The sequence below is a fragment of the Brachybacterium sp. AOP29-B2-41 genome, from assembly GCF_052378395.1.
In the GTDB taxonomy this organism is placed as follows: Bacteria; Actinomycetota; Actinomycetes; order Actinomycetales; family Dermabacteraceae; genus Brachybacterium.
In genome coordinates this window covers 1-12,410 of sequence record NZ_JBQSXR010000021.1, presented here as the reverse complement: position 1 = coordinate 12,410, position 12,410 = coordinate 1, and the positions used below count along the sequence as shown (strand labels likewise).

The 12,410-nt window shown below is 69.7% G+C and carries 11 protein-coding genes; 5 read left to right on the top strand and 6 right to left on the bottom strand.

Annotation, left to right across the window (positions count from 1 at the left end):
* The first annotated feature begins 211 nt into the window (after positions 1–211).
* On the top strand, positions 212–457 hold the full coding sequence (locus tag ACT3T9_RS16190; RefSeq protein ID WP_441445356.1) for a hypothetical protein: 246 nt from the start codon (positions 212–214) through the stop codon (positions 455–457).
* 273 nt (positions 458–730) lie between these two features.
* Here the strand turns inward: ACT3T9_RS16190 and ACT3T9_RS16185 are convergent, their stop codons facing one another.
* Positions 731–1,012, bottom strand: a complete 282-nt coding sequence (locus ACT3T9_RS16185) for a hypothetical protein (RefSeq protein ID WP_441445355.1) — start codon at positions 1,010–1,012, stop codon at positions 731–733.
* Positions 1,013–1,252: 240 nt separating this feature from the next.
* Between ACT3T9_RS16185 and ACT3T9_RS16180 the strand changes: the two genes are divergently transcribed.
* Together ACT3T9_RS16180 and ACT3T9_RS16175 are read left to right on the top strand one after the other, a co-directional pair.
* Positions 1,253–2,761, top strand: a complete 1,509-nt coding sequence (locus ACT3T9_RS16180) for an FAD-dependent monooxygenase (RefSeq protein WP_444607059.1) — start codon at positions 1,253–1,255, stop codon at positions 2,759–2,761.
* Between the two features lie 190 nt (positions 2,762–2,951).
* A complete protein-coding gene (locus ACT3T9_RS16175; protein ID WP_441445353.1) occupies positions 2,952–3,224 on the top strand; it encodes a type B 50S ribosomal protein L31 in 273 nt (90 codons plus the stop codon).
* A 25-nt stretch (positions 3,225–3,249) separates the two neighbouring features.
* On the opposite strand, the gene ACT3T9_RS16170 is transcribed toward ACT3T9_RS16175, so the two are convergent.
* The 5 genes from ACT3T9_RS16170 to ACT3T9_RS16150 form a co-directional block, all read right to left on the bottom strand.
* Positions 3,250–4,032, bottom strand: coding sequence for an NAD-dependent epimerase/dehydratase family protein (locus tag ACT3T9_RS16170; RefSeq protein WP_444607038.1), 783 nt, complete (start codon positions 4,030–4,032; stop codon positions 3,250–3,252).
* Positions 4,033–4,135: 103 nt separating this feature from the next.
* Positions 4,136–5,152, bottom strand: coding sequence for a GDSL-type esterase/lipase family protein (locus tag ACT3T9_RS16165; protein WP_444607037.1), 1,017 nt, complete (start codon positions 5,150–5,152; stop codon positions 4,136–4,138).
* Positions 5,153–5,297: 145 nt separating this feature from the next.
* On the bottom strand, positions 5,298–6,470 hold the full coding sequence (locus ACT3T9_RS16160; RefSeq protein WP_441445350.1) for a Gfo/Idh/MocA family protein: 1,173 nt from the start codon (positions 6,468–6,470) through the stop codon (positions 5,298–5,300).
* A 181-nt stretch (positions 6,471–6,651) separates the two neighbouring features.
* Positions 6,652–8,607, bottom strand: a complete 1,956-nt coding sequence (locus tag ACT3T9_RS16155) for a glycoside hydrolase family 35 protein (RefSeq protein WP_441445349.1) — start codon at positions 8,605–8,607, stop codon at positions 6,652–6,654.
* 89 nt (positions 8,608–8,696) lie between these two features.
* Positions 8,697–10,712: a beta-galactosidase gene (locus ACT3T9_RS16150; protein ID WP_444607036.1), complete on the bottom strand. Its 2,016-nt coding sequence runs from the start codon at positions 10,710–10,712 to the stop codon at positions 8,697–8,699.
* Positions 10,713–10,859: 147 nt separating this feature from the next.
* Here ACT3T9_RS16150 and ACT3T9_RS16145 point away from each other — a divergent pair.
* Positions 10,860–11,709 (top strand): IS5 family transposase gene (locus tag ACT3T9_RS16145; RefSeq protein ID WP_270242241.1). Its coding sequence is split into 2 segments (ribosomal slippage): positions 10,860–11,153 and positions 11,155–11,709, totalling 849 coding nucleotides; the frame shifts between segments, so codons are not numbered across the junction.
* A 37-nt stretch (positions 11,710–11,746) separates the two neighbouring features.
* A partial coding sequence (locus ACT3T9_RS16140) for a DUF6226 family protein (RefSeq protein WP_444607035.1) occupies positions 11,747–12,410 on the top strand: 664 nt, incomplete at its 3' end.

The following is a 12,410-nucleotide window of genomic DNA, read 5'->3' as shown; positions in this document are numbered from 1 at the left end:
CCCTCGCGCCGCCTCCATCCCGCCGACTCGGCGGCCTCCCGTGGAGCTTCGCGACCGGTGCGCGCCACCGGCCACGGCCCGCCCCAGCGGCGCCCGGCCAGCGAACGTCCGCCCCAGCGGACAGCTCGCATCCTGCGCACCTCGCGCATCCCGGCACCCTGCCGGACCCAGACATCCGTCGGCCCAGGGCCGACTTCGAAGGAGTAGTCCCATGCAGTACCAGACCATGAATCCCGAGCATCGAATGCAGTCCCCCCAGCCGCATCTCGTCGTCTTCCGTGACCAGAGCGCGGGCCTGCGCTACCTCACCCGCTCCACGCGCACGTCGGAGCACACCACCACCTGGGAGGACGGGAACATCTATCCCGTCGTCGAGGTGGACCTGTCCTCCGCGGCGCACCTGGCGCGCCAGCAGGCGCGTCACCCCCAGCGTGAGCTGGCCGGCGCCGCAGCCTGAGTCGGGCCGGCTGAGCTGACCGGCTGAGCTTGGCCGGCTGAGCTTGGCCGGCTGAGCTGACCGGCTGAGCTGAGCTTGGCCGGCTGAGCCGGGGCCCCAGGGGGCCGAGCCCCGAGCCGAGCCCTGAACAGAAGAGCGAGCCGTAGGTTGCGTCCCCCATAGAGCCGTATGAGGAGAGCAACCTACGGCTCGCTCGCCGTGGGCCATCCGAATCGGCCCCGGCCCGCCTGTTCAGGCGGGCCTGGGCCGAGTCAGGGTGCTGTGGGGGCCGGTTCAGGCCGCCGCGGCCCCGCGCTTCTTGGAGACCAGGTCGAAGGCGACTGCAGCCAGCAGCACCAGGCCCTTGATGGTCATCTGCCACGAGGGATCCACGGCCAGGATCGAGATGCCGATGTTCAGCACACCCCTGATCAGCGCACCGATCATCGCGCCCGAGATCTTGCCGGCGCCGCCGGTGACCGCGGCGCCGCCGATGAAGCAGGCGGCGACCGCCAGCACGATCGGGAGCCCGCCGGTGGGCTTCGCCAGCAGGTAGGCGAAGAAGCCCAGCACCACGACGCCCGCGGCGGCCTTGGCCCAGTAGACCTTCGCCGGCTCGACTGCGACCCGTGCTTGCGCATCTCACCGCGACGGCGCAGCCCGGACAGGATCAGGCCCGCGGCGCCGAGAGCGGCGATCAGCAGGGTGACGCCGTCACAGCAGGGGTCTACCGTGGCATCATGGCCCGCTCTCGGGCCGCCGCGAGACGAGGTGCCACCGTGATGAGCACGCCGGAACCACCACTGAGTATCCGCCCTGGTCATCGACCCGAAACCGGGGCCCACCCGGGAGTCGCGGGCGATTGTGGTCCAAGCCCGGAGCATGGAGATCCTCGATCAGCTGGGACTTGCCCAGCCTGTGCTGCAGGATGGCCAGAGCGCCGCTGGCCTCCGCCTGCGCGGCGGGCGAGACCCGGCCGGGATCGAGTTCGCCGCCCGGCAGCAGGGATGGACCCCGTTCCCCGGCGCCCAGATCTTCGAGCAGAGCCGCACCGAGGCGCTGCTGGGCGAGACGCTCGCCACGGAGGGTCGACCGGTGCTGTTCGGGCACCGGCTGATCTCCTTCGAGGTGCAGGCCGCAGAGAGCGCTGTCAGACCGGAGGGGCTCGCCGAAGGGCCGGTCGAAGGGGCCGCCGAACGGCCGGTCGAGGCGCTCGTCGACGGTCATGCCGAGGGTCCGGTCGAGGCGCTGGTCGAGGGGCCGGACGGCCCGCTGCGGATCCGCTGCCGTTGGCTGATCGGAGCCGACGGGGCGAGCTCGCCGGTGCGCCACCAGCTGGGCCTCGACTTCGAGGGCGTGACCGACGATGCGGCTTTCTGCGTCGCCGATCTGCGCGGGGTCGAGGACGCCCCGCCCGATGCATTGTCGGTGCGTCTCGGCCAGGAGCGTTTCGCGCTCCTCTTCCCGCTGGGGCCGAACGGTCATGCGCGGCTGATCTGGCTGCACGGCGATGCCCACCCCGAGCAGGAGGAGGCTCTGGCCGGCGCACGGGAGGATCTCGGCATCCGCTATGAGCGAGTCGACTGGTTCTCTGCCTACCGGGTCCATCACCGGGTCGCCGCGGAGTTCCGGACGGGCCCGGTGTTCCTCGCCGGGGACGCGGCCCATGTGCACTCCCCCGTGGGCGGTCAGGGTATGAACACCGGCCTGCAGGATGCCCATCACCTGGCGAACCTGCTGGCAGATGTCACCGCAGGGCACCTCGACGAGGCGGCGCTGGACCGCTACGAGGACGAGCGTCGACCGGTCGCACTCACCTTGATCCGGGCGACCGACCGTGCCTTCGGGGCGATCGCCCGGACGGGCCGGCGCTCAGCCTTCCTGCGCCGACGAGGCCGGGATGTGCTCGCCGTGCTCGCGCCGCGGCTGCTGCGCACCCCGTTCGGTCCGTACGCCGCGGGGCTGCTCGGCCAGTACCGGATCCGGTACCACGCGGTCCCGAAGGGACAGTCGCCGCCGCGCTGGGCGCGCGACCGGGCCGTCGGCCTGCGACTGCCGCCGACGCAGGAGAACGCGGCAGCCCTGGGCGCAATGGCCTGGCAGCTGCACACCTACGGGATCGTGGCGGCCCGGCCCACCTCCGCGCCAGACTGGATCGAGGGACCGCTCACCTTCCCGCCGGACTCGCTCGGACGACTGCACGACGACCACCTGTACCTGGTGCGACCGGATGGTTACGTCGCCGCGTCCTGGCCCGTCCATGCCGGAGCGGTGGCAACAGCAGACGTCGACGCGGCGCTCGCGGCATACTGCGCGATCCGCTGAGCGGCGCTCACGGCGCACTGCGAGATCCGCTGAGCCGCTCACTCCGCCGCTGCGCTGAACGGCCCAGCCTCCCCATGACGACCGGTCCGAACCGCCCCGGGCCCGGTCGGCTGGAAAAGTGCTCCCCCGAGCGGGAATACTCAGCCCCGCCCCACCGTTGAACTTTCAGTCATCAACGGAGGAGATCCTCATGCAGAAGAACATCCACCCCGACTACCGCCCCGTCGTCTTCCGTGACCGGAGCGCCGGGACCGCCTTCCTCACGAACTCGACTCGCACCTCCGAGCGCACCATGACCTGGGAGGATGGCCGCGAGTACCCGGTCGTCGACGTCGAGGTCTCCTCGGCCTCGCATCCCTTCTGGACCGGACGCGGTGGCGTGGTAGACACCGCAGGCCGCATCGAGCGCTTCCGCCGCCGCTACGCGGGCAAGGTCGTCACCGCCCACGGCGCCACGGCCTGAGGCCCGCGCACAGAGAGCGACCTGGTCAGGCCCCGGCACCGAGCACGTGCCGGGGCCGCCAGTCGAGCAGCTGCTGCGCCGCGTCGTCATCGATCGCGTGGGGCGCTGAGGTCACGGCGATCGCCTCGTAACGGCCACCGCGGTCCCGGTGCAGCGCAGCCCATACGGCGGCGACCAGGTCCTCGGGATGCATCGCTGCGTGCACCGTGCCATCGCCCATGCGCATCAGCTGCGCGTCCTTCTCCGGCTCGACCGGGGTCTTCCAACGCGGCCAGTCCTGCGCGGTGGTCGGGAACGCCAGCCGTAGAGAGGTCACCGCGATCGGCCCCCCCTCCGGAGTGGGCGCCTCACCCTCGGCCGAGATCCGCAGTGCGCTCTCGGCGAGGCGCTTGGTGAGCCCGTACAGCAGAGTCTCGTCCGGTGCCGCACCGGCCGGGACCGGGTCGATGCAGTAGCGGGAGAAGACGGACAGAGAGCTGATGTGCACGAAGGACCGGGCTCCGGACCGGCGGGCCATGCGCAGAGCGAGCAGCACCGCTCCGACGTTGGTCGAGATCGCCTCCGCCGTGCCGGGCAGCTGCTCGGCTTCGGTCCCCCGCGGCAGATGAGCGGCCAGATGGACCACCGCCTCGACCCCCTCGAGCGTTTCGGCGAGCGCGACAGGATCGTCAGCCGGCGCGACGATGTCGCGGACCCCGTCGACAGGTTCAGTGCTGCGGTCCAGGACGGTCAGCTCGTGCTGGTGCCGCCATGCCGCGACCAGGGAGCTGCCCACGCCGCCCTTGCCGCCGATGAGTGCGATGCGCATGGGGGCATCGTGCCACGACGGTTCCGACGGTTCTGACGGTTGCGACGGTTGCGACGGTTGCGACGGTTGCGACGGTTGCGACGGTTGCGACGGGGAGCGTGCCTCAGTCGAGCAGGCCCGCCAGCCGCGGCGCGAGCCGCTCGGCCATCACCCGATAGCCCTCCGCAGTGGGATGCAGCAGGTCGCCGAGGAGCTCCATCTCGTCGAAGCCGAGGATCTCGGTGCCGTCGATCAGGCTGATCAGCGGATCGAGGCGCTGCAGCACCTCGACGCTGCGATGGACCAGGTCGCGGATCTGACGCTGGGTGAGACCGACGGGGTTGGGCTGGTCCTCGCGGTGGGGACCGGCGGCGATCGAGCTCATCACCACGATCGGCGCCTCGGTCAGACGGCGCACGCAGTCGACGAAGCCGATCATCGCCGGGGGCAGGCTGCGCTCGGAGAAGGTGTTCGCGCCGTAGACGTTCGCACCGAGGCACAGGGTGACGAGATCGGGACGCGAGCGGCCGATGGTCTCGGCCAGCGGCGGGTCCAGGTGGCACTGCCCGGACATGCCCAGTGCCGTGAGCTCATAGGAGTTCTGGGCGGCGACCAGCGCGGGCCAGGTCCCGGTGGGGCTGTCTGCCTGGTTGCACTGGGTGATCGAGCTGCCGTGGACAGCCCAGCGGGGGCCGCGGGGCGGGGCCGGGGCCAGCTGGGTGACGGAGTGCAGGAGCACCTGTTGGACAGTGGTCGGGGCGGCGTGAGGCAGCCGGAGCTCCACCCGGGCGAGCTTTCCCGGCAGCTCGATGCGAGCGGTCACGTTCCCACCGGCCTCCCGGGTCGCCACCAGCTCACCGTCCACCACGACATCCAGGCACCGCGCCGAATTCGCATGCGCCTCTGTGGTGGTCAGCTCGACCTCGAGGGCGCTGGCATCGGTGTCGACCGCCAGGCGCACCCCGTTGGGGATCCGTGCCAGCTCCTCGACCTCGGCGTTCATGATCCGCTCGAGCTGCGCCGGGGCCACCCGCCAGGGCTGGGCGCCGGCGGCCGTCTGAGTCCAGGTCGCGGCACCGGACCACGCTTCGGGAAGGTCGGTCGGCATCACGCGACGAGTGGTGGGGACGGCACTGGTCATCGGGGCTCCTTGCACGGCAGCGATGCCGTGGGCGGCGGGCTGAGATTCGACAGCGATGCTACAAGCCACGGTGCCGTCACGACCGCCTGCGCGACGACCGGAGCAACAGCGAGCGGGACCGCCTGCGCGGAGGACCTGACCGGGCTCAGACCTGCCCGTCGTCGAAGTAGTCGCGCAGTTCCTGCGGGACCGGCGGCACGTCCAGCGGCACCCCGCCGCTGCGGATCGACTCCGCGCCGTACACCCCGGTGGCCACGGCCTCACGTGCGGCAATGGCGGAGACCTCGGTGGTCCCGCCGGAGCGGGCGAAGCGCAGGAACTCGGCGACCAGGCTGGGATCGGCGCCGCCGTGGCCGCCGTCGGCCCGGGCGATGACCTCGACGGCGTCGGGCCGGCCGGGGCCCGAACGGCGCGATTCCCAGATATGGATCTGGTCCCCGCTGCCGTCCCCCATGTTCTCGATCCTGCCCGCGTCCCCGATCACCGTGTAATTGCGGAAGTAGTCGGGCGTGAAGTGACACTGCTGGTAGGAGGCGAGCACGCCGTTGTCCAGCGTCATGTTGAGCATCGAGATGTCCTCGACATCGATGACGGGGTTCAGCTCCTTCTGAGCCGTGGGTGGCCAGATGTCGGCGTCGTACCAGTCGCGCATCAGGCGGTCGGAGTTGTCGCGCCGATCGGTGATGTCGCCATAGACGGCGAGGTCACCGATGCCGGAGACCCGGCGGGTGTAGCCGCCGGCGAGCCAGTGGATCACGTCGATGTCGTGGGCGCCCTTCTGCAGCAGCAGGCTCATCGACTTCGCACGCTCGGCGTGCCAGTCCTTGAAGTAGAAGTCGCCGCCGGCACCCACGAAGTGCCGGCACCAGATCGCGCGCACCCGGCCGATGCGGCCCGAGTCGACGATCGCCTTCATCTGGCGCACCACCGGCATGTGGCGCATGTTGTGGCCGATGTACAGCCGAGCCCGCTTCTCCTTCGCGAGCGCGAGCATCGCGTCGGTGTCCTCGACGCTGATCGCCATGGGCTTCTCGCAGAAGGTGGGGATCCCCGCCTCGAGGGTGGTCAGCGCGACCGAGGCATGCGCGAAGTCAGGGGTGAGGATCATGACCGCGTCGACCTCATGGTCGGCCAGCAGCTGCTCGACGGTATCCACGGTCGGGATCTCCTCGCCGAGCGCTTTGCGAGCGTTCGCCTTGCCGAGCTCGCTCGGGTCGGCGACGACGGTGATCGCCGAGCCCTCCCCCGGCTGGTGGGCACGCAGGGCCAGGTAATGGCGGGATCCGAAGCCGATGACGCCGATCCGGAGGTCTTTCATGAGGGGACCGCTTTCGAGAGGAGCCGGGACAGCACCGCTTCATCGTCACAGCTTCGTGTGAGGAGCGCAGTGCCCAACTGTTGTTAACCGATTTACAGGTATTGTGGGAGCATTTCCGATCTGGGGCACCCTGTCAAGCAGAGCCGGTCGGGCCTGCAGTGTTCTGCAGGAGCGCGTGCTCTCAGTCGTCGGTGCGCCCGAATCGGTGCTCCGCGGCGAGCGCGAGCCGCGTGGGCTGCTTCTCGAGATCCAGCAGCAGCACCTCGTTGCGGCCCTCGCGCACCAGCGGTGCGGGGACGTAGAGGGTCAGCTGGGGACCGATGTTCCAATAGCGGCCCACGCAGAAGCCGTTCACGTAAGCCACCCCGTGGCCAGCGCCGGAGACGTCGAGGAAGGTGTCGGCGGGACTCTCCGCCTCGAAGGACGCGCCCACCAGCACCGGGAGCGCGTCGGCATCGGATGCTGCAGCGTCGTTGGCTGCAGTGGCGCGTGGTGCGGCGTCGGATGCTGCAGTGTCGGCCCCGGCGGTGAGCGCCGAGTGGGGCCCGGCCGTGAGCGAGGGAGCGGCCTCGAGCAGCGCGGCGAGCTCCGCCCCCATCTCCTCAAGCGGCCAGGAATCGGCCTCCCAGCCGTTGAGGAAGCGGATGGTCTGCCAGACACCGCCGAGGATGCCCTTGCGCTCCCCGAGCTTCGGTCCGAAGTTCACGCGTCCCAGGTTCTCCACCAGGATCTCGACGCGCACGGTGCGGCGCCCGCCGTCGGGCAGCAGCCGCCCGAGGAACGGGGTCAGCTCGATCGTGGCCGGGTCGATCTCGCTCTCCTCGTTGCCGACCACGCCGGTCGCCCCGAGGTAGACCCCATCCACATAGACCCAGGCACGATCATGCAGGTCGTAGAGCTTCAGCGGGGAGATCTCGGGGCGTCCTTCACGCTCGACCGCCGCGATCTCGATCTCCCGGGAGAGTCGCAGAAGGCCCCGCTCCAGCCCGACATCCTCGAAGGCGGGCGGCGTGGGATGCACCTCGGCGGCGCGGGTGAACCGCTCGGTGCCGCGCAACGAGGCGAGCTTCTCGACCCTCACGTCTCCGGCAGGCAGAGTCGCCGGCTGCGCGACGAGCTCCAGCTGCTCGAGGTGCTCCTCGAGCGGGGGCAGCTCACGATGCTCCGCGATCACCTCCCGGAAGGCGCGGAACTTCTCGGTCAGCGCACCGTTCTCCGCGATCGGGGCGTCGTAGTCATAGCTGGTGGTGGTGGGCTGGAGGAAGCCGAAGTGGTTGGCACCGGCCTGCAGGCCGAAGTTGGTGCCGCCATGGGCCATGTAGAAGTTCACGCTCATGCCGTGATCGAGCATGTCGGCGAGCTCCCCGGCGGCGTCCCCGCCGGTCCGTTCGTGGTGCCCCTCGCCCCAGTGGTCGAACCAGCCGTTCCAGAACTCCATGCACATCTGCGGCTGGGCGGGCAGCTCCTCCTCGGCCATCGCCAGCACCTCCAGAGCACGGGAGCCGAAGTTCACGGTCGCGAGCGCGCCGTCGACCGCGCCACCGGTCAGCCACATCCGTGCCGGCCCGTCGGAGGTCACCAGCAGCTCCTCGATGCCGCGCGCGATCAGACCGTCGCGCAGGTGCGCGAGGTACACCGTGTCGTCACCGAAGCTGCCGTACTCGTTCTCCACCTGCACCATCACCACGTTGCCGCCGCGAGCCGCCTGTCGGTGGGCGATCACCGGAATCAGCTGATCGAACCAGGCGTCGACCAGCTCCAGATAGGGGGCGTTGCGGTTGCGCAGGCGGAGGTTGCGGTCCGCGAGGATCCAGCCGGGGAAGCCTCCGTTCTCCCATTCGGCGCAGATGTACGGGCCGGGGCGCACGATCGCGTCGAGCCCCTCCTCCGCGGCGATGTCGAGGAAGCCTCCCAGATCCGCGAAGCCCTCGAAGGTGGTGACGTCGCGGGCCGGCTGGTGCACGTTCCAGGCCACGTAGGTCTCCACTGTGTTGCAGCCCATCGCGACCAGGCGGCGCAGCCGGTCGCGCCACTGCTGAGGATGGACGCGGAAGTAGTGGATCGCGCCGGAGACCACCACATGCGGCTCCCCGTCACGGAGGAACCCGTCCGGGGTGGGCTGGAGCAGGGCAGTCATCGTCGAAGGTCCTCTCGGGTCACACGTCTTCCATCAGTGTCTCAGGAGCGGGCGGCAGGGCAGGCAACGCCCCGACGCCCCGCAGTCGCTCAGCTCTCGCGGATCACCGCGACAGCGCCGACGGGCACGGTGTGGGCGCCGTCCGCCTCGGTGTCGCGCAGCAGCTCCCGACCACTGACCTGCACCACCTGATCGCGATCGGAGTGGTTGAGCACGAAGAGATAGGTGGTGCCGTCCTCGGCGAAGCGGCGCACCGCCTCGACATCGCGGTGCAGGCCGGGCACAGTCGGTTCCACGCCCGCGGCGCCGACGACCTCCGCCACCAGCGTCTCGAGCCCCTCCGCCACCGGATGGGCGGCCACGTACCAGGCGGCGCCTCCCTCCTCCCCCACGGCATTGCGGGTGATCGCGGGCCAGCCGTGCAGCGGACCATCGGCCCAGGAGCGCATCGCTTCGGCACCCTCGAGGTGCGTCTTCTCGCTCCACATGTCCGCGGCGGTGCCGTCATCCAGGTGCAGGATCTCGCCCTCCTGCAGGGCGTAGAACTCCTCGGTGCGCACGCCCAGCAGGTCTCGGAATGCGCCCGGGTAGCCCCCGAGGTAGATGTGCTCGTTCTCGTCCACGATCCCGGAGAAGAAGGTGATCACGACCTGCGCTCCGGCACGGGCGGCCTCGTCCAGGCGCTCCGCCTCCTGGGCGCTGACCGTGTAGAGGGTCGGAGCGATCACCAGCTCGTAGCCCGTCAGATCAGCGCTGGTGGGGACGATGTCCACCCCGATGCCGAGGTCCCACAGCGCGGTGTACCAGCGCAGCATCTCCTCGCTGTAGCGCAGGGCCTGGGTGGGGTGGGAGTCCAGCTCGCTGGCCCACCAGGAGGGATAGTCCATGACCAGCGCCACCCGGTTCAGCACACGGCTGCCATGGACCGGGGCGAGGGACTCCAGGGCGCGGCCCAGAGCCACGGTGCCGCGCCACACGTCGGTGTCGCGCCCGCCGTGCGGGACCATCGCCGAGTGGAACTTCTCGGCGCCGGCCTGGGACTGGCGCCACTGGAAGAACATCACCCCGTCGGCCCCGCGAGCGACGTGCGAGAGGGAGTTGCGCAGCATCTCCCCGCGACCCTTGGTGCGGTTGCGGGGCTGCCAGTTCACCGCGGAGGTGGAGTGCTCCATGAGGATCCACGGGTCACCGCCGGCGACGCCACGGGAGAGGTCCGCGGCGAAGGCCAGCTCGATCTGGCCGCGCGGATCGGCCGCGATCAGGTAGTGGTCGTTGGCGACCACGTCCACGTCTCCGGCCCAGGAGAAATAGTCCATCCATTTGGTGGCGGAGGAGAGCATGAAGTTCGTGGTCGCCGGGACGTGCGGGGTGACCTCGGCCAGTACCTCGCGCAGCGCCCGGTAGTGGGTGAGCAGCTCATCGCTCGAGAAGCGGGCGAAGTCCAGCTGCTGGGTGGGGTTGGCGTAGGTGGGGGCGGCGCGCGGCGGCAGGATCTCCTCGAAGGAATCGTAGCGCTGGGACCAGAAGGCGGTGCCCCAGGCGTGGTTCAGCGCCTCGATGCTCTCGTAGCGCACCTCCAGCCAGCGACGGAAGGCTGCGGCGGCGTGGTCGGAGAAGTCATGGGGCACGTGACAGCCCAGCTCGTTGTCGACGTGCCACATCGCGAGCGCGGGATGCTCCCGGTACCGCTCGGCCATCACGCGGGTCATCCGCAGCGCGTACTCGCGGAACAGAGGCGAGGAGACGGCGTAGGCCTGTCGGCCGCCCTGGCCGAGCACGGTGCCGTCCTCGGTGACCGGGAGGATCTCGGGGTGGTTCCGGGTGAGCCACGGCGGCGGGGAGGCGGTCGCGGTGGCGAGCGCGACCTTGATCCCGGCGTCGGCGAGGTCGTCCATCACCTCGTCGAGCCAGCCGAAGTCGTACTCGCCCTCGCGCGGCTCGAGCATGGCCCAGGAGAAGATCGCGACGCTGAGCAGACTCACGCCGGCCTCGCGCATCAGCTCGATGTCCTCGAGCCGGACCTCCCGGGGCCACTGCTCGGGGTTGTAGTCCCCGCCGTAGGCGATGCCGTCGACTCCGAGCGGCCAGGGGCGTGCAGCGGTCATGTCTCCTCCATTGCGAGAACGATCCAGAAGTGCGTGCGACCAGGCTAGGCCGTGTTGATCAAGAGGGTTCACTCTCCGCTGGGCGAGTCTTGAACGGTGACGCGGCAGGAGATCTCGGACGAGGTGTGGGCCGTGCTGGAGCCGTTGATGCCGACGGTGACCGGGAGGTCGAGGCCGTGGACGGATCATCGCCTCGCGGTCGAGGGTATGGCGTGGAAGTACCGCACCGGGGCGCCGTGGCGGGACGTGCCGGAGCGGTTCGGTAAGTGGAACTCGATCTACAAGCGGTTCAACCGGTGGGCCGAGGACGGCACCTGGGAGAAGCTGCTGGCCGAGGTGCAGAAGCAGGCCGACGCCGCCGGGAAGATCGACTGGGTCGTCTCGATCGACTCCACGATTGCGCGTGTGCATCAGCACGGCGCGACACTGAAGCGTGACACAGGGGGCCCTGCCGAATCACAAGAATCCGTGGTTCGAGCCGCCTGATCACGGGATCGGACGCTCCCGTGGCGGCCTGACGACCAAGCTGCACCTGGTCTGCGACGGCCGCGGAAGGCCGCTGGGCATGGTCATCACCGGTGGGAATGTCAACGACACCACGATGATGCCCGCCGTGCTTGAGGACATCCGCGTGCCCCGCGACGGGAAGGGCCGGCCGCGCACCCGCCCCGACCGGGTGCTCGCCGACAAGGGCTACCCGTCGAAGGCGAACCGTGCATGGCTGCGCACGAGAGGGATCGCGGCCACGATCCCCGAGAGGGACGATCAGATCGCGCACCGCCGCAAGAAGCCAGGCCGACCGATCGACTTCGGCGATCAGCAGCAGGAACGCTACAAGGGCCGCAACGTCGTCGAACGCTGCTTCAACAAGCTCAAGCAGTGGCGCGGCATCGCGATGCGTTCGGACAAGCTCGCTCGCAACTATCGTGCCGCGATCAGCCTCGCTGCGACGCTGATCTGGATCAAGACGGACCTGTCCCGTCCGGCCTGGCCATAGGCCGGCCGGCGCCGCGCCGATGCGGCAGGATGACGGGATGAGTTCCTACGTTCGCCCTTTGATCGAAGCGCCGGTGTTCCGCGATGCTGACGGCGCGGTGATCAACTACGGGAGTCGGTGGCACGGGTCACCTCCGGAAGACACCTACTCGGTCGACACGCATCCCGAGCGGTTCGCACCGCTGCACGTTGTCGCTGACGCCCTTATCGCCCACCTCCGAGAGACGTATGACGTCGAGGTCGATGAGGGTGTTGAGGTGGCAGCGAATCTGCTGCGTCCCGCGTTTCATGATGTGGTGCGCGCGGTGCGGATACGTCCTAATGATCCGAAGTGCGCGTCCTTGACGTTGGTCTTCACCGCTTATCCGGGGATCTACATGCACGCGGGACTATTGCACGACTTCCACTACCCAGTCTGCGGTTGCGACGCTTGCGACTCGAACTGGGAGGCCGAAGCCGATGAACTCGAGCAGCAAGTGTTCGCGACCGTCAGCGGCAACTACCGAGAGACGATCGAACGCGGACTTCGCCCCTGGGTCGATTACGCCTTCACCTATCCCGACGGCGCGAGCTCCGGGAAATCCCGCTCCCAAGATCTTCCTGCCCAGCGCCTCAAAGACGCCAAGCCCGTCCTCCGCGACCTTCCCGTCGGATGGAATCACTGGCCGCGCCCGGCCCCGCCTCTTGATCAACACGGCCTAG